The sequence below is a fragment of the Pseudomonas sp. HS-18 genome, assembly GCF_020401845.1.
Lineage (GTDB): Bacteria > Pseudomonadota > Gammaproteobacteria > Pseudomonadales > Pseudomonadaceae > Pseudomonas > Pseudomonas nitroreducens.
This window is the reverse complement of sequence record NZ_CP084413.1, coordinates 4252737-4267668: the sequence shown is the minus strand read 5'-3', so window position 1 is coordinate 4267668 and position 14932 is coordinate 4252737. Positions and strand designations below refer to the sequence as shown.

Annotated in this window: 17 protein-coding genes and 1 tRNA gene; 9 read left to right on the top strand and 9 right to left on the bottom strand. The window is 64.6% G+C overall.

Annotation, left to right across the window (positions count from 1 at the left end; genetic code table 11):
* Positions 1–13 precede the first annotated feature (13 nt).
* Positions 14–2515, bottom strand: a complete 2502-nt coding sequence (locus LDJ84_RS19775) for an ABC transporter permease (RefSeq protein ID WP_038803747.1) — start codon at positions 2513–2515, stop codon at positions 14–16.
* A gap of 13 nt (positions 2516–2528) precedes the next feature.
* The gene (locus LDJ84_RS19770; RefSeq protein ID WP_024764531.1) at positions 2529–3212 is read right to left on the bottom strand and encodes an ABC transporter ATP-binding protein; all 684 of its coding nucleotides are present in this window, start codon (positions 3210–3212) and stop codon (positions 2529–2531) included.
* 10 nt (positions 3213–3222) lie between these two features.
* Between LDJ84_RS19770 and LDJ84_RS19765 the strand changes: the two genes are divergently transcribed.
* The 3 genes from LDJ84_RS19765 to LDJ84_RS19755 all read left to right on the top strand — a co-directional run bounded on the left by LDJ84_RS19765 (position 3223) and on the right by LDJ84_RS19755 (position 5251).
* A complete protein-coding gene (locus LDJ84_RS19765; protein WP_024764532.1) occupies positions 3223–3828 on the top strand; it encodes an arylesterase in 606 nt (201 codons plus the stop codon).
* An 87-nt stretch (positions 3829–3915) separates the two neighbouring features.
* Positions 3916–4194 (top strand): hypothetical protein, encoded by a 279-nt coding sequence (locus LDJ84_RS19760; protein ID WP_024764533.1) that lies wholly within the window; start codon positions 3916–3918, stop codon positions 4192–4194.
* A gap of 73 nt (positions 4195–4267) precedes the next feature.
* Complete coding sequence (locus tag LDJ84_RS19755; protein WP_226045311.1) at positions 4268–5251, top strand: L,D-transpeptidase family protein; 984 nt, start codon at positions 4268–4270, stop codon at positions 5249–5251.
* Positions 5252–5370: 119 nt separating this feature from the next.
* Here the strand turns inward: LDJ84_RS19755 and oprI are convergent, their stop codons facing one another.
* Both oprI and LDJ84_RS19745 read right to left on the bottom strand, forming a co-directional pair.
* Positions 5371–5622: an outer membrane lipoprotei OprI gene (gene oprI / locus LDJ84_RS19750; protein ID WP_017517003.1), complete on the bottom strand. Its 252-nt coding sequence runs from the start codon at positions 5620–5622 to the stop codon at positions 5371–5373.
* A 412-nt stretch (positions 5623–6034) separates the two neighbouring features.
* A tRNA-Ser gene (locus LDJ84_RS19745) sits at positions 6035–6124 on the bottom strand.
* Positions 6125–6285: 161 nt separating this feature from the next.
* Between LDJ84_RS19745 and earP the strand changes: the two genes are divergently transcribed.
* A complete protein-coding gene (gene earP / locus LDJ84_RS19740; RefSeq protein WP_226045310.1) occupies positions 6286–7413 on the top strand; it encodes an elongation factor P maturation arginine rhamnosyltransferase EarP in 1128 nt (375 codons plus the stop codon).
* Positions 7414–7455: 42 nt separating this feature from the next.
* A complete protein-coding gene (gene efp, locus LDJ84_RS19735) occupies positions 7456–8022 on the top strand; it encodes an elongation factor P (protein WP_017517001.1) in 567 nt (188 codons plus the stop codon).
* A 78-nt stretch (positions 8023–8100) separates the two neighbouring features.
* On the opposite strand, the gene LDJ84_RS19730 is transcribed toward efp, so the two are convergent.
* From LDJ84_RS19730 to LDJ84_RS19720, 3 genes are all read right to left on the bottom strand, one after another.
* Positions 8101–8529, bottom strand: coding sequence for an organic hydroperoxide resistance protein (locus LDJ84_RS19730; protein WP_024764536.1), 429 nt, complete (start codon positions 8527–8529; stop codon positions 8101–8103).
* Between the two features lie 172 nt (positions 8530–8701).
* Positions 8702–9151, bottom strand: coding sequence for a MarR family winged helix-turn-helix transcriptional regulator (locus LDJ84_RS19725; RefSeq protein WP_024764537.1), 450 nt, complete (start codon positions 9149–9151; stop codon positions 8702–8704).
* A gap of 62 nt (positions 9152–9213) precedes the next feature.
* Complete coding sequence (locus LDJ84_RS19720; protein ID WP_037007100.1) at positions 9214–10170, bottom strand: LysR family transcriptional regulator; 957 nt, start codon at positions 10168–10170, stop codon at positions 9214–9216.
* A 105-nt stretch (positions 10171–10275) separates the two neighbouring features.
* Between LDJ84_RS19720 and LDJ84_RS19715 the strand changes: the two genes are divergently transcribed.
* Positions 10276–11022 carry a sulfite exporter TauE/SafE family protein gene (locus LDJ84_RS19715; RefSeq protein ID WP_024764538.1) on the top strand — a complete coding sequence of 249 codons (747 nt, stop codon included), beginning with the start codon at positions 10276–10278 and terminating at the stop codon, positions 11020–11022.
* A gap of 18 nt (positions 11023–11040) precedes the next feature.
* On the opposite strand, the gene LDJ84_RS19710 is transcribed toward LDJ84_RS19715, so the two are convergent.
* Positions 11041–11892, bottom strand: a complete 852-nt coding sequence (locus LDJ84_RS19710) for a LysR family transcriptional regulator (RefSeq protein ID WP_024764539.1) — start codon at positions 11890–11892, stop codon at positions 11041–11043.
* A 96-nt stretch (positions 11893–11988) separates the two neighbouring features.
* Here LDJ84_RS19710 and LDJ84_RS19705 point away from each other — a divergent pair, with 96 nt between their 5' ends.
* From LDJ84_RS19705 to LDJ84_RS19695, 3 genes are all read left to right on the top strand, one after another.
* Positions 11989–12219: a DUF1127 domain-containing protein gene (locus LDJ84_RS19705; protein WP_024764540.1), complete on the top strand. Its 231-nt coding sequence runs from the start codon at positions 11989–11991 to the stop codon at positions 12217–12219.
* 74 nt (positions 12220–12293) lie between these two features.
* Positions 12294–12764, top strand: a complete 471-nt coding sequence (locus LDJ84_RS19700; protein ID WP_024764541.1) for a DUF3291 domain-containing protein — start codon at positions 12294–12296, stop codon at positions 12762–12764.
* Positions 12765–12824: 60 nt separating this feature from the next.
* Positions 12825–14045 (top strand): winged helix-turn-helix domain-containing protein, encoded by a 1221-nt coding sequence (locus LDJ84_RS19695; RefSeq protein WP_024764542.1) that lies wholly within the window; start codon positions 12825–12827, stop codon positions 14043–14045.
* A 34-nt stretch (positions 14046–14079) separates the two neighbouring features.
* Here the strand turns inward: LDJ84_RS19695 and LDJ84_RS19690 are convergent, their stop codons facing one another.
* Positions 14080–14841, bottom strand: coding sequence for a M48 family metalloprotease (locus tag LDJ84_RS19690; RefSeq protein ID WP_024764543.1), 762 nt, complete (start codon positions 14839–14841; stop codon positions 14080–14082).
* Positions 14842–14932 lie beyond the last annotated feature (91 nt).

Genomic DNA, 14932 nt, shown 5'->3' with positions numbered 1-14932 from the left:
CGAGTCTACCCGATCAGCTCTCGCGCAGCAGGCGCAACGGGCTCACGTTGAGCGCGCGGCGCGTCCCCAGCAGCCCGGCGCCACCCACCAGCAGCGCCCCCAGTAACGGCAGTGCCAGCAACCAGGGGTGCGGGCTCCACGGCAGGTCGAACACCAGCCGGTAGAGCAGGTAGCTGATCAGCTCGCAGCCCAGTGCCGCCAGCAGGCCGCTGACCGCGCCGAGCAGGGCGAACTCGCTGCGCCGCGTGCGCATCAGCAGGCTGCGTTCGGCCCCCAGGGCACGCAGCAGCGCCCCCTGGCGCAGGCGCTCGTCGAGCGTCGCCTGCAGACCGGCAAACAGCACCACGAAGCCGGCGGCAAGGACGAACACCAGCACGTACTCCACGGCCAGCGTCACCTGGTCGAGGATGCTGCGCAGCTGCGCGAGCAGCGCGTCCACCGGCAGCAGGGTGACGGTGGGGTAGGCACGGGCCAGCTCGATCAACTGGCGCTCCTGGCTGGCCGGCAGATAGAAACTGGTCAGGTAGGTCACCGGCAGGTCGGTCAGGGTGCCCGGCTCGAAGACCATGAAGAAGTTGGGCTGGAAGTTGTCCCACTTCACCGAGCGCAGGCTGCGGATCTGCGCCTCGCGGGTCTGCCCGGCAACGGTGAAGCTCAGGTGGTCGCCGACCTTCAGGCCGAGGTTGCCGGCGAGCTTTTCTTCCACCGAGACGCCCGGCAGTTTGCTCTTCTCGCCTGCCGTCCACCAGTCGCCGGCGACAATCTGGTTGCCTGCGGGCAGGCGTGCGGACCAGGTCAGCCCCAGGTCGCGTTGCAGGGCGCGCTCGCTGCGGATGTCCTCGTTCATCGCGTGGACGGGCTTGCCGTTCACCGCCACCAGGCGGCCGGGCACCATGGGGTAGAGGTCTTCGGCATTGGGTGACAGCGCCTTCACCCGCTGCTCGAAGCCGTCTTTCTCGGCCGGCAGGATGTTCAGCGCGAAATGGTTCGGGGCATTGGGCGGCAACTGCGAATGCCAGGTATCCAGCAACTCGCCGCGCAGCAGGGCGATCAGCGCCATGGCCAGCAGGATCAGGCCGAAGGCGAGGCTCTGCCCGGCGGCCGCCAGCGGGTAACGCAGCAATTGGCCGAGGCCCAGGCGCCACGGCAGGCTGGCCCCTTGCAGCGCGCGACGCAGGCCGCGCAGGGCGAGCAGCAGGATAAAGCCGAGGACCACTGCGGCGATGGCGCCGCCACCGAGCAGGGCGAGGGTGAGTTTCAGGTCCAGGCTCAGCCGCCACATGATCAGGCCGAGGGCGAGCAGTGCGCAGCCGTAGGCCATCCAGGTACGCATCGGCACCGGCAACAGGTCGCTGCGCAGCACCCGCAGCGGCGGTACGCGGCCAAGGGCAGCCAGCGGCGGAAGGGCGAAGCCGGCCAGCGCGACCAGTCCGGTAGCCATGCCGGCGAGCGCCGGGACGATGCCGGCGTCGGGGAGTTCCGGCGGCAGCAGGTTACCCAGCAGGTGCATCAGGCCGAGTTGTGCCAGCCAACCCAGGAAGGCGCCGAAGAGGCTGGCGACCACGCCCAGCACGAACAGCTGGCTGCCATACAGCAGCAGCGCTTCGCGGCGTGACAGGCCCAGGCAGCGCAACAGCGCGCTGGCGTCGAAGCGTCGGGTGGCGAAGCGGTTGGCAGACAGCGCCACCGCCACGCCGGCGAGCAGTACGGCGGCGAGGCTGGCAAGGTTGAGGTAGCGCTCGGCGCGGCCCAGGGCATCGCCGATCTGCCGGTTCCCGTGGTGCGCGTCCTGCAGTTCCTGATTGGCGGCAAGGTTGCCCTGGGTAGCCTGCCGGTAGGTTTGCAGTGCGTCGTGCGCGCCGCCCCACAGGTCGCGGTAGCGCACCCGGCTGCCGGGCTGCACCACGCCGGTGGCGTCCAGGTCCTGCAGGCTCATCATCACGCGCGGGGTAAGGCTGTAGAAGTCGCCGGCCCGGTCCGGTTCATAGGTCAGAACACGGGCGATACGCAGGGATTTGCGGCCGATGTCGACGCTGTCGCCGATCTTCAGGTCGAGGCTTGCGAGCAGGCGCGATTCGACCCAGATATCACCCGCTGCCGGGCGTCCGCCTTCGACCTCCGGCTGCAATGGCGCGGGTGCGCTTTTCAGTTCGCCGCGCAAGGGATAGCTGTCGCCGACGGCCTTCACGCTGCTCAGCTGAATGCCGTTATCGGTGGCCACCACACTGGAGAACTCCACGCTCTGCGCGTGCTGCAGGCCCAGCTTGAGGCCGCTGTCGATCTGCTCCTGGCGCGCGGGCTGGGTGCCGGTGAGCACCAGGTCGGCGCCGAGGAATTCGGCGGCGCGCACCAGCATGGCGCCGTTCAGGCGAGCGCTGAAATAGCCGATGGCGGAACTGGCCGCCACCGCCACCAGCAGGGCGAAGAACAGCACGCGCAGTTCGCCGCTGCGCCCTTCGCGCCATAGCTGGCGCAGGGACAGACGGAACAGGTTGGGCAGCGACAGTGGCTTCATCGGCGCTCGTCCGTCAGGGTTCGACGTGGTCGATCAGGTGGCCGCTTTCCAGGCGGATGTGACGCTGGCAGCGGTGGGCGAGGCGCTCGTCGTGGGTTACCAGGACGAGGGTGGTGCCGCGCTCGCGGTTCAGCTCGAAGAGCAGGTCGCTGATGCGCTCGCCGGTATGGGTGTCGAGGTTGCCGGTGGGCTCGTCGGCGAACAGCACGTCCGGCTCGGCGGCGAAGGCGCGGGCGATGGCGACCCGCTGCTGCTCGCCGCCGGAGAGCTGGCGCGGGTAGTGGGTGAGGCGCTGGCCGAGGCCGACTCGCTCCAGCAGTTCCCGGGCGCGTTGCCCGGCGTCCTTGCGGCCATCGAGCTCCAGCGGCAGCATGACGTTCTCCAGCGCGTTGAGGCTGTCGAGCAGTTGGAACGACTGGAAGACGAAGCCGACATGAGCGGCACGCACGCGGGCGCGCTGGTCCTCATCGAGGCTGCCGAGGGTGTGGCCGAGCAGGACGATCTCGCCGCCGCTGGGCAGGTCGAGCCCGGCCAGCAGGCCGAGGAGGGTGGACTTGCCCGAGCCGGAACTGCCGACGATGGCGAGGCTGTCGCCGCGGGAGAGGTCGAGGGAGAGGTCGTGGAGGATGGTCAGCTTGCCTTCCGCGCTGGAAACAACCTTGCTAAGGTTCCGCGCGGTGAGAATGCTTTCGCTCATGGAGAATCCGATGCGTGCATGGCTAATGGGCGGCTGCCTGGCGTTGCTTCTGATCACGCAGCAGGCCGCGGCGCAGACGCTGTTGGTCGTCGGCGATAGTATCAGCGCCGGTTTGGGGCTGGATACCAGCCTGGGGTGGGTCAGCCTGCTGGACAAGCGCTTGAAGGAGCAGGGTTTCGACTACCAGGTGGTGAATGCGTCGATCTCCGGCGACACCACGGCAGGCGGCCTCGCGCGCCTGCCGGCGCTGCTTTCGGAGCAGAAGCCGAAGCTGGTGGTGATCGAATTGGGCGGCAACGATGGCCTGCGCGGGATGGCGCCGGCGCAATTGCAACAGAATCTTGCCTCCATGGTGGATCAGTCGCGCCAGGCGGGCGCGAAGGTCATCCTGCTGGGGATGCGCCTGCCGCCGAACTACGGGCAGCGCTATACCGATGCATTCGCCAAAGTCTTCGACAGCGTGGCGAGCGAGCAGAAGATTCCGCTGGTACCGTTCTTCCTCGAAGGAGTCGGCGGTGTACAGGGCATGATGCAGGCGGATGGCATTCACCCGGCGGTGGCGGCACAGCCTAAACTGCTCGACAACGTGTGGCCGACGCTCAAACCCTTGCTGTGATGGGCGGTTGCAGTAATAAACCACTGAATCGAGGCTTCCCCGCGCCCGGCCTTTCGGCTATGTTTGCGCACCCTTCTGGAACCCCCTATGTCGCGCCACGCCTGGACCCTCTTCGCCTACCAGTTGATCGAACCCGATGAGCAGCTGGACCTGTTCGCCTGCCGCGAAGTGCGGGTGCACCTGGTTGCGCGCCAACTGGAGCTGGGAACCCCGGCCGACCGCACCCTGTGCGGCAGCCTGCTGCCGGCGCAGCCACTCTGGCGCGGCGCCGAGAGGCCGCTGCTGCGCGACCGGCGCATCTGCGCGGCCTGCCTGAAACAACTGGAAGAGGAAAAGCGCGGCGCGCGCGGTTCCTGGCTCGTCTGATATCTCCCGTTGACGGGGCTTGCGGTGGTAAACTGATCACCCTTTGCTCATTGCCCACGTCAAGGATCCTCGGATGTTGTCGCGCGTCATTGCCGCCTGCTCGCTGTCCCTCGCCGCGCTGCTCTCGGCCGGCCCCGTTTCCGCCATTGAATTGCCGTTGCCGGCGCCGGGTGACGATATCGTCGGCCAGGTCCAGGTGATCAAGGCCAAGTACGAAGACACTTTCGCCGACCTCGGCGAGAAATACGGCCTCGGTTACTCCGAGATGATCGCCGCCAACCCGGGCGTCGATGCCTGGCTGCCGGGTGTGGGCACCGAGATCATCATTCCGACCCGCTTCGTCCTGCCGGCAGGTCCGCGCGAGGGCGTGGTGATCAACCTCGCCGAATACCGCCTGTACTACTTCCCCAAGGACAAGAACGTCGTCTACACCTACGCCCTGGGCATTGGTCGTGAAGGCTGGGGTTCGCCGGTGGGCAGCACCAGCGTGATCGCCAAGACCAAGGACCCGGCCTGGTATCCGCCGGCGTCGATCCGCGCCGAGCACGCCGCCGATGGTGATCCGCTGCCGAGCGTGGTGCCGCCAGGCCCGGATAACCCGCTGGGGCCGTACAAGATGAGCCTGGGCTTCCACGGCTACCTGATCCATGGTTCGAACAAGAAGTTCGGCATCGGTACTCGTACCAGCCACGGTTGCTTCCGCATGTACAACTGGGACGTGACCCAGTTGTTCTCGATGATCCCGGTGGGTACCAAGGTGCGCATCATCAACGAGCCGTACAAGTTCGGTCGCAGCGAAGGCAAGATCTACCTCGAAGCCCATGCGCCGATCGATGACAACGGTGATCCTTCGGTCGTCGACAAGCATACCGCCGTGATCAACGCGCTGCTCAAGCGCGAAGACATCGCCAGCCAGATGCAGATGGACTGGAACGTGGTGCGTGAAGTGGTTGCCGCCGAAGATGGCCTGCCGGTTGCCATTGCCCAGCCGCAGCAAGTGCAGCAGGGCGGTTCGGTTGCCGCCACTGTCGACCAGGATGCGATGCCGCTGCAGTAACTTTCTACTGCAGCGAAAGAGCCCGCCGCGAGCGGGCTTTTTCTTGCCAGCTACTTTCCTGCGGGCATAAAAAAACCGACCCCGAAGGGTCGGTTTTTTCGAACAGATCCGAAGATCTATTACTTGCGGCTGGCTTTGTCCAGCATACGCAGTGCGCGCTCGTTAGCCTCGTCAGCGGTCTGCTGGGCTTTCTGAGCGGCGGCCAGAGCTTCGTCAGCCTTGCGATAGGCTTCATCGGCACGGGCTTGAGCGCGAGCAGCGGCGTCTTCAGTAGCGGTCAGACGTGCTTCGGTTTCTTTCGAGTGGCTGCTGCAACCGGTGGCCAGAACAGCAGCCAGAGCCAGAGCAGAGAATTTCAGAACGTTGTTCATCGTGTTCCCCTTAAGGTGGACATTTCCATTAAAAGCAATCTCCCATGACTGGGAAATTAGCCGGACTACATAGTACCCATTACTTGTAGTAAGTAAACTGACCAAGCGCAAGTACGGCACTTTTTTTTCATGTTAGGTCGCTCTTCGCAGTTGTGCGAGGCCGATTTGGGCAAAAACTGTCCAATCTGGCAAAGGAGTGTTTCCAAAGTGCGTCAGGCAAGCGCCGAGGCCGCTTTCCGGCCTGCGGAACCAAGCCGTCAGACGACTGTCGCCTATGGTCGAACAACTGTTTAATCGCCGTTGTGCATTTGTCCAGCGGACAACTTGCAACTAGGTCGCAACAGGTGAAGAAAGTGTGAAGGGGGAAAACGAAAAAGCCCGGCTAATTGCTTAGCCGGGCTTTTCAAGAATCTGGCGGTGAGGGAGGGATTCGAACCCTCGATACGATTTCTCGTATACACACTTTCCAGGCGTGCTCCTTCAACCGCTCGGACACCTCACCAGATTTCTCGACAGCGCTGTGTCTGTCGAGGCGCGCACTTTACTCAAAGGTTTCCTCCTTGGCAAATGTTTTTTGAAAATTTTTCCCAACGGATTCATCGGCTTAAGGAGCACGGCCTGGATCGCGGGTACACTGGCGCCATCTGATCCTCCGGAGAGCGCATGGCCAACTGGGACGTTTTCTGCCGCGTAGTCGACAACTATGGCGATATCGGTGTCACCTGGAGACTGGCTCGCCAACTGGCCGGCGAACATGGCCAGCGGGTTCGGCTATGGGTCGACGATCTGGCGGCCTTTGTGCGTATCTGCCCGGCCGCCGATGGCGCGGCCGAATCGCAACACCAATCCGGCGTGGAGGTACGCCTGTGGCCGAAGCCCTGGCAGGATACTCAAGCGGCGGACGTGGTGATCGAGGCCTTTGCCTGCGAAATGCCGCCTGCCTATATAGAAGCGATGAAGCAACGCCGGCAGCCGCCTCTGTGGCTGAACCTGGAATACCTCAGCGCCGAGCCGTGGGTGGAGTCCTGCCATGGCTTGCCATCGATGCAGGCCAACGGTTTGCAGAAGTACTTCTACTTCCCCGGTTTCACTCCGGCCACCGGCGGGCTGTTGCGCGAGAGCGACCTGATTGCACGGCGTGACGCTTTCCAGGCCGACCCGGCGGCCAGCCTTCGGTTCCTGGAAAGTCTGGGCGTGCACCCGCGTGCCCATGAGCGGCGCATTTCCCTGTTCGCCTATGAAAATGCCGCGCTGGGCAGTTGGCTCGACGCATTGGCCGCCAGCTCCGACAGCATTTTGTTGCTGGTACCGGAGGGCAGGGTGCTGGCCGATGTCGAGCGCTGGGCGCAGAGAACGTTAAAAGCAGGGGGGCAGTTCCAGCGCGGTGCGCTGCGCCTGCAAGTACTGCCCTTCGTGTGCCAGGAGGACTACGACCCGCTCTTGTGGAGTTGCGATGTCAACGCGGTGCGTGGTGAGGATTCCTTCGTGCGGGCGCAGTGGGCGGGGCGGCCATTCGTCTGGCACATCTACCAGCAGGATGACGATGTTCACCTGGAGAAGCTGCAGGCCTTCATGGCCCTGTTCAGTGACGGAATGGACGAGCCGCTGCGGACCGAGCTGATGGCGTTCTGGATGGCCTGGAATGGCCAGGGTGATGCCGGGGAAGCCTGGCGAAAGCTGGAAAGACGGTTGCCGGAGTGGTCCGCGTGGATTGGCAATTGGCAACGGCGCCTGGGCGAACAAACCGATCTTGCTGCGGGGCTGGTGCGTTTTTATACAAATTGGCTATGATATGGCCCCTGATTTTTGTCTCCAATCCAATCGGATAATCGTATGAAAACCGCACAAGAGTTCCGCGCTGGCCAGGTTGCCAACATCAATGGCGCCCCCTGGGTCATCCAGAAGGCCGAGTTCAACAAGTCCGGCCGTAACTCCGCGGTCGTCAAGATGAAGCTGAAGAACCTGCTGACCGGTGCCGGCACCGAGACCGTGTTCAAGGCCGACGACAAGCTGGAGCCGATCATCCTCGATCGCAAGGAAGTAACCTACTCCTACTTCGCGGACCCGCTGTATGTCTTCATGGACACCGAGTTCAACCAGTACGAGATCGAGAAAGACGATCTGGAAGGCGTGCTGACCTTCATCGAAGACGGCATGACCGACGTCTGCGAAGCGGTCTTCTATAACGAGAAAGTCATCTCCGTTGAACTGCCGACCACCATCGTTCGCGAAATCGTCTATACCGAGCCGGCCGTCCGTGGCGACACCTCCGGTAAAGTGATGAAGACCGCTCGCCTGAAGAACGGTGCTGAAGTCCAGGTTTCCGCCTTCTGCGAAATCGGCGACTCGATCGAAATCGATACCCGCACTGGTGAGTACAAGTCCCGCGTCAAGGCCTGAGCCTGATTCGAGACACAAAAAAGCCCGGCTGATGCCGGGCTTTTTCGTTTCTGGCGTTCTGGATTGTCGGCGCTGGAGTCAGACGCTGACGTTCAGGCGCACGTCGATATTGCCGCGGGTGGCGTTGGAGTAGGGGCAGACCTGGTGAGCCTTGGCGACCAGGTCTTCCGCCTCGGCCTGGTCCAGTCCCGGCAGATTGATGTTCAGCTCGACTTCCAGGCCGAAACCGCCGGGGATCTGGCCGATACCGACCTTGCCGGTGATCGAGGCGTCCGCCGGGATCTGCTTCTTGCTCTGGCTGGCGACGAACTTGATGGCGCCGATGAAGCAAGCCGAGTAGCCAGCGGCGAACAGTTGCTCCGGGTTGGTGGCTTCGCCACCGGCGCCGCCCAGTTCACGCGGGGTGGACAGTTTTACGTCGAGGATGCCGTCCGAGGAAACGGCACGGCCGTCGCGGCCTCCGGTGGCGGTAGCGGTGGCGGTGTAGAGGGCTTTGATGGTTTGCATGGTGGTCTCCGATTCGCTGTCAGGTAAGTCTGGTTGAGAATGCCTTGCTGCTTAATATCTTGTGCGCTAAGCAGTTCGTGAGGAGAAAGTTAGTTCTATTTAATTTAGTGCGCAAGATAATTTTTGGAAGATTTCTGACTAAGGAACCTGCAGCTTGGGCATAAGCCCCGATTTACGGGGCTTGCAAATGTCCGCGCAGGTCCACGAGCTCCTCCTGGAGTCGCTTCAGACTGTCCAACGTTAGACCGCTGCTGGCCAGGATGCAGGCCGGAATGCGCTCCGCCTGTCGGCGCAGTTCCCGGCCCTTGTCGGTCAGGCGCAACTGCACGACGCGCTCGTCTGCCTGGCTGCGGGTGCGGGTGATCAGGCCTTCGGTTTCGAGCCGCTTGAGCAGCGGCGTGAGCGAGCCGGGGTCGGTGAGCATGCGTGAGCTGATCTCGCCCACGGTGATGCCGTCTTCTTCCCAGAGCACCAGCATGGCGATGTACTGCGGGTAGGTGAGCCCCAGTTCCTGCAGCAATGGCTTGTACACCTTGGTCATCTGCAGGGAAGTGGAGTAGAGGGCGAAGCACAGCTGGTTATCCAGCTTGAGGGCTTCGCAGGTCGGGTCTGGCTTGGTCATGGCGTGCTCCGGGCTGGGCGCTCGAGGCGAAGAGGTAATTGCGCATTAATTTAGCGCGATGGTTAATTCTTGAACAGCGCTTCCTCCAGTGCCGTGTCCCAGGGGGGAGGGAAACCAAAGCGCTTCAGCAGGAAGGCCAGCAGGCGTTCGCTGCGCGGGTGGGTACCGCGTTGCAGGCGCAGCGCGTGGATGACGCCGGGCTCTGGTTCGGGGAGGCCGTTCTCGCAGAACAGAGGCAGCAACTGGCCGCTGATCAGGTACTCGCTGCACAGCCATGTCGGCAGGTGCGCCAGGCCGATGCCCTGCAGCGCGCCTTCCACCAGTGTTTCCGCGTTATTGGCGGTCATGCGCAAGCGGCGCGGCCGGAGCTGCTGCAGCCTCCCATCGATGAGGAAACGCCACGCCAGTGCCGGCGCCAGGCCTTCCCAGTCCAGGCCGATGTGCTCCGGCAATTCCAGGGGGGAGGCAGGCTTGCCGTGGTGCTTCAGGTAGGCGGGGCTGGCGCAGACGACCCGCCGCATGGACGCCAGGCGTGTGGCGACCAGGCGGCTTTCAGGCAGGGTGCCGATGCGCAGGACCAGGTCGACCTGGCCGAGGTTCTCCCCGCGGGTGTCGGTGAAGCTGTCGATCAGCCGCAGTTGCACGTCCAGGCCGGGGTTGGCGGCGAGAAAGTCGACCAGCGCCGGTGCGAGGTGGCGACGACCGAAAGGCACCGGGGCGTCGATGCGGATCAGGCCTTCCGGCGCGGTGCTCAGGGACACGGCCTCCGCTCGCGCCTGACGCAGTTCGCTGACGATCCGCCGTGCCCGTTCGGCGAAGGCCAGCCCAGCCGGCGTGGCGCGCACCTTGTGGGTGCTGCGCACGAGCAGGGTCGATCCCAGCCCCTGCTCCAGGGAGTCCATGCGTCGTGCCACGGCGGAAGGAGTGAGCTGGCGCAGGCGGGCGGCAGCGGAAAAGCTGCCGTTGTCGAGCACGTCCAGGTAAAGATCGAGCTGGTCCTCGAGGTTGGAGGGCGTCATGGCATTCATTGGCTATGCGAGAAAGGCAAAGCCATTGTGCAGCGCTTTGCGTTTCCCATCCAGCCAGGCTTTTCTAGCATGGACGCACTGTTGTGGAGGTGCGTGATGTGGGATCTGGTCGTGGACTTTCTGCTCGGCGTCGTGCTGGGCAGCCTGGGTGGGCTGTTCGGTATCGGCGGCGGGCTGCTGGCGATTCCGGCGCTGGGCGTGCTGTTCGGGCTGGATCAGCAGCTGGCGCAGGGTACCGCGCTGGTGATGGTGGTGCCGAACGTGCTGCTGGCAATCTGGCGCTATCACCAGCGCAATCGCATCGATTTCGCCCAGGCCGGGGTGCTGGCGCTGACCGGCCTGGTCTGTGCGTTCTTCGCTTCCAGCATTGCCGTCAACCTGGATGCCCGTAGCATGCGCACGGCCTTCGTGGTTTTCCTGGTGCTGTTGGCGCTGTACCTGCTGGTGCGCCTGTTCCAGCCCGTGCCGCAGGGTGGCAGCACGCCGCGCTACGGCCTGCCTTGGATGGGCGTTCTGGGGTTGGGGGCTGGTTCGCTGGGCGGCCTGTTTGGTGTGGGCGGTGGCGTTCTGGCGACGCCGGTGCTGACCTCGGTGTTCGGCCTGACCCAAGTGATCGCCCAAGGCCTCGCGCTGGCCCTGGCGGCGCCCAGCACGGGCGTGGCGCTGGCAACCTACGCGGTGCACGGCCACGTGGACTGGCGCATGGGCAGCGCGCTGGCGCTGGGCGGCCTGGTGAGCATTTCCTGGGGCGTGCGGCTGGCCCACGCGCTGCCAGAACGTCAGCTGCGCATGGCCTTCAGTGCCTTCCTGATCGTCTGTGCGGTGCTGCTGGCGGTGCGCTGAGTCCCTGCGCGTTGATCGTCAGGACTTGAAGCCCTCGACTATGTACTCGGCGAGCTTGTCGGTCACCGGCGTCATCTTCTGCCCACGCAGCAGCACGATGCTGGCGTTGGGCAGCACCGGCAGCCCTTCGTCTTCGCCGATGATGCGCAGGTTGCCGGTCAGCAGGCTGCGCAGCTGCGCGGTCACCGCCAGTCCGGCATTGGCCACGGCGAACAGGGCCGACAGGCTCGGGCTGCTGTAGGCGATGCGATAGTCCACTTCCATCGCCTCCAGGGCGTTGCAGGCCCAGGCGCGGCAGAAGCAGGCGGTGTTGAACATCGCCAGCGGCAGCGGGCGCTGGTCCTGCGGGCAGAAGCTCTCCGCGGCCATCCAGACGAAGTCTTCCTGGCGCAGCAGCTGGCCGATCTCGGTGCCCGGCTCGCGGGTGACGATGGACAGGTCGAGGTCGTTGCGCATCAGCAGTTGCGCCGAGGAGTCGCAATGCACCTCGACCTGCACCAGTGGGTAGGCCTCGGCGAAGCGCGAGAGGATGCTGGGCAGGAAGCGCATCACATAATCGTCCGGCGTGCCGATCTTCACCGAGCCGACCATGTGCGGCTGGCGGAAGGTGTTGAACACCTCGCCCTGCAACCGCAGGATGCGCCGCGCGTAACCCAGCAGGATCTGGCCTTCCGGCGTCAGGCGCACCTGGCGGCCGTCGCGCTCGAACAGGCTGCGTTCCAGCACGTCTTCTTCCAGCCTTTTCATCTGCATGCTCACCGCCGACTGGGTGCGGTTGACCATCTCGGCGGCGCGGGTGAAGCCGCCGTGGTCGGCGATGGCGACGAAGGTGCGCAGCAGTTCGCTGTCGATGCTGGGGAAACTGCTCATTCATCAATCTCCGAGATGGTTCGCATAAGAATGATTCGTTGGATTGATCTTAGCGCGAGCAGGAAACTGCATCCAACCCCACAGGGAGGAAGCAAGATGAAAGGTCAAATCGGTTTCGTAGCAGCGTCCTACCATGTTCACAAAATCGCGGCCGCACCGCTGTGGAAGCGTGCCGTGCAACGTGTCCTGCATTGGCACGAACTGGCCCGCCAGCGCCGTGAGCTGGCGTCCATGAGCGATGAAGCGCTCAAGGACATTGGCCTGAGTCGCGCCGATATCCAGCAGGAAGTCGAGCGCCCGTTCTGGGCCGACTATGTTCGTCGTTGAGCCTGCCGGGCGACACGGCCCTCACCGTGTCGCCCGCTCTTGCAAGTCTGATCAGCGTCATGACAAGGAAGCCTATGTCCACGCCTTACCACCTCGCCCAGGTCAACATCGCCAAGGCCCGCGCACCACTGGATCAACCCGTGATGAAGGGCTTCGTTGACCAGCTCGATCACATCAACGCCCTCGCCGAGCGCAGCCCTGGTTTCGTCTGGCGCCTGCAGACGGAGGAGGGCGATGCCACGTCCGTCCGCGTCTTCGACGACCCACTGATCATCGTCAACCTGTCCGTCTGGGAGTCCGTCGAGGCGTTGAAGGAGTACGTCTACAGCGGAGAGCACCTGCAGGTACTGCGCAGCAAGCGCGACTGGATGGAGCGTCTTGGCGCGCCAAGCCTCGCTCTGTGGTGGCTGCCCGCAGGCAACCTTCCGGATGTGCAGATGGCCCGCGAGCGCCTGGAGCGCCTACAGCTGGAAGGCCCGTCGCCGGAAGTCTTCACTTTCGCGCGGCCATTCCCGGCGCCCGGATCGCTGGCTGAGTCGGCCTGATGCAGCCAGCTCCGGCAATAGGCATTAGGCTCTATGGCTTGCCCCATCCTGGAGTCCACGATGCCGACCGTAGAATCCCTGTCCCTCAAGCAAGCCCGCCGCCTGGCCCTGGCCGCCCAGGGCTTTGCCCTGCGCAGGCCCGGTGGCGAGGTGCAGCGTCGCCATGTGCGCAGCCTGCTGGAGCGCCTGGGTGTGCTACAGATCGATTCGGTGAACGCGCTGGTGCGCTCGCATTACCTGCCGTTGTTCTCGCGCCTGGGCAACTACTCGCCGACGCTGCTGGAAGAGGCGGCCTGGAGTGGCGGGCGGCATCGTCGGTTGTTCGAATACTGGGGGCATGAAGCCTCGTTGCTGCCGCTCGAACTGTATCCGCTGATGCGCTGGCGCATGCGTCGCGCAGCCGAAGGGCGCGGTATCTATCAGCAATTGGCGCGCTTCGGGCGTGAGCGACAGGCGGTGATCCAGCGGGTGCTCGATGCCGTTCGCGAGCAGGGCGCGCTGGGCGCCGGCAGCCTGACTACCCGCGTGGAACGTGCCGGCCCCTGGTGGGACTGGAGCGAGGAGAAACATGCGCTGGAATGGCTGTTCGCCGCAGGCGAGGTGACGGTCGCCGGGCGGCGCGGCTTCGAGCGTCTGTACGACTTGCCGGAGCGCGTACTGCCGTCCGATCTGCTCCGGCAGCCCGAGCTGGACGAGGCCGAGGCGCAGCGCCAATTGCTGCTGCATTCCGCCCAGGCTCTGGGCGTGGCCACCGAGAAGGACTTGCGCGACTACTTCCGCCTGGACCCCGCCGACAGCAAGGCGCGGCTGGCGGAGTTGGTGGAGGCGGGCGATCTGCTGGTCGTACAGGTTCAGGGCTGGCAGGCGCCGGCCTATTGCCTGGCGGAACCGGTCATTCCGCGCAAGGTGCGCGCCAGCGCCTTGCTTTCGCCCTTCGACTCGCTGGTCTGGGAGCGCGCCCGCACCGAGCGGCTGTTCGATTTCCGTTATCGCCTGGAGATCTACACGCCGCAGCACAAACGCGTTTACGGCTACTACGTCCTGCCTTTCCTGTTCAACGAGCACCTGGCCGCGCGGGTCGATCTGCGCTCCGATCGCGCCGCGGGAAAGCTGGTGGTGCATGCCGTCCACGAAGAGGAAAAGGGATTGGGTGAAGAGGGCCACGCCGCGTTGGCGCAGCAATTGAACGAGATGGCGCGCTGGCTCGGGCTGGAACGGGTGGCGGTGAACTGCCGGCGGCCCTCAGGCGAGCGCCTGCAGGGGCTGCTGACGCAGGCCTGAAACGAAACGGGCCTCCGCAGAGGCCCGTCCGTGATCACTTGCCGCTGGCGATGCGTTTGCGGATGTGGTCCGCACGCTGCTGCGAGCCGGGGTGGGAGTCGAACATGCTGCTTTCCTGGCCGCCGCTGAGCCTGGCCAGCTTGTCGAAGGCGCTGGCCAGGCCGTTGAGGTCGATGCCGCGCTTCTTCAGCAGGTCGAAGGAGTAATCGTCGGCCGCCGACTCCTGGGACTGGGAGAACTGCGCGTTGACCAGCGCTTCACCGATTTCTCCCAACTGCGATTGCGACAGGGCGGCGACGGTGGCATTCCCCGAGGCTGCGACGGCACCGCGGGCGGCGGCGGTTGCGTAGGCAGTCTGGGTGGCCTTCTTCACGTGGCCGAGGGCGACGTGGCCGATCTCGTGGCCGAGCACGCCTTCCACTTCGTTGTCGTTCATCAGGTCCATTAGGCCGGAGTAGACGCGTACGCAGCCATTGGCCATGGCGAAGGCGTTGACGTCTTCGGTGAGGTAGACCTTGTAGTTGATCGAGGTACCGGTCAGCGGGTTGCCCAGGGCGGCGGCTATCTTGTCCAGGCGCTGCGCGTAGGGGCTGGAGGCTGGGGCGATCTGGGCTTCGGCATCCTGCTTGGCACAGGCTTCGTCGGCGACCTGCTTGATCTCAGCATCGCTGAGGGTGGCGGCCTTCATGGCCATCATGCCCGACTGCACGAGGCTGTCGGTGTTCATGTTCTGGCAGCCGGAGAGTGCGGCGCTGGCGCCGATCAGCAGGGCGAGGAGGGAGCGGTGCAGTTGCATCGGGAATCTTCCTTGGTTGACGGTTTCCATGGCGCGGCGGCTGCCGCGCGGGGCGCCACTCTAGGTAGACGCCTGGTACCCGTCAATTGCG

Coding starts and splice junctions, on each gene's coding strand:
- earP (WP_226045310.1), top strand. CDS start 6,286: ATGGCCAACTGGGACGTTTTCTGCCGCGTAGTCGACAACTATGGCGAT.
- LDJ84_RS19720 (WP_037007100.1), bottom strand. CDS start 10,170: ATGACGCCCTCCAACCTCGAGGACCAGCTCGATCTTTACCTGGACGTG.
- LDJ84_RS19715 (WP_024764538.1), top strand. CDS start 10,276: ATGTGGGATCTGGTCGTGGACTTTCTGCTCGGCGTCGTGCTGGGCAGC.
- oprI (WP_017517003.1), bottom strand. CDS start 5,622: ATGAACAACGTTCTGAAATTCTCTGCTCTGGCTCTGGCTGCTGTTCTG.
- efp (WP_017517001.1), top strand. CDS start 7,456: ATGAAAACCGCACAAGAGTTCCGCGCTGGCCAGGTTGCCAACATCAAT.
- LDJ84_RS19755 (WP_226045311.1), top strand. CDS start 4,268: ATGTTGTCGCGCGTCATTGCCGCCTGCTCGCTGTCCCTCGCCGCGCTG.
- LDJ84_RS19765 (WP_024764532.1), top strand. CDS start 3,223: ATGCGTGCATGGCTAATGGGCGGCTGCCTGGCGTTGCTTCTGATCACG.
- LDJ84_RS19705 (WP_024764540.1), top strand. CDS start 11,989: ATGAAAGGTCAAATCGGTTTCGTAGCAGCGTCCTACCATGTTCACAAA.
- LDJ84_RS19695 (WP_024764542.1), top strand. CDS start 12,825: ATGCCGACCGTAGAATCCCTGTCCCTCAAGCAAGCCCGCCGCCTGGCC.
- LDJ84_RS19710 (WP_024764539.1), bottom strand. CDS start 11,892: ATGAGCAGTTTCCCCAGCATCGACAGCGAACTGCTGCGCACCTTCGTC.
- LDJ84_RS19730 (WP_024764536.1), bottom strand. CDS start 8,529: ATGCAAACCATCAAAGCCCTCTACACCGCCACCGCTACCGCCACCGGA.
- LDJ84_RS19770 (WP_024764531.1), bottom strand. CDS start 3,212: ATGAGCGAAAGCATTCTCACCGCGCGGAACCTTAGCAAGGTTGTTTCC.
- LDJ84_RS19775 (WP_038803747.1), bottom strand. CDS start 2,515: ATGAAGCCACTGTCGCTGCCCAACCTGTTCCGTCTGTCCCTGCGCCAG.
- LDJ84_RS19760 (WP_024764533.1), top strand. CDS start 3,916: ATGTCGCGCCACGCCTGGACCCTCTTCGCCTACCAGTTGATCGAACCC.
- LDJ84_RS19690 (WP_024764543.1), bottom strand. CDS start 14,841: ATGCAACTGCACCGCTCCCTCCTCGCCCTGCTGATCGGCGCCAGCGCC.
- LDJ84_RS19700 (WP_024764541.1), top strand. CDS start 12,294: ATGTCCACGCCTTACCACCTCGCCCAGGTCAACATCGCCAAGGCCCGC.
- LDJ84_RS19725 (WP_024764537.1), bottom strand. CDS start 9,151: ATGACCAAGCCAGACCCGACCTGCGAAGCCCTCAAGCTGGATAACCAG.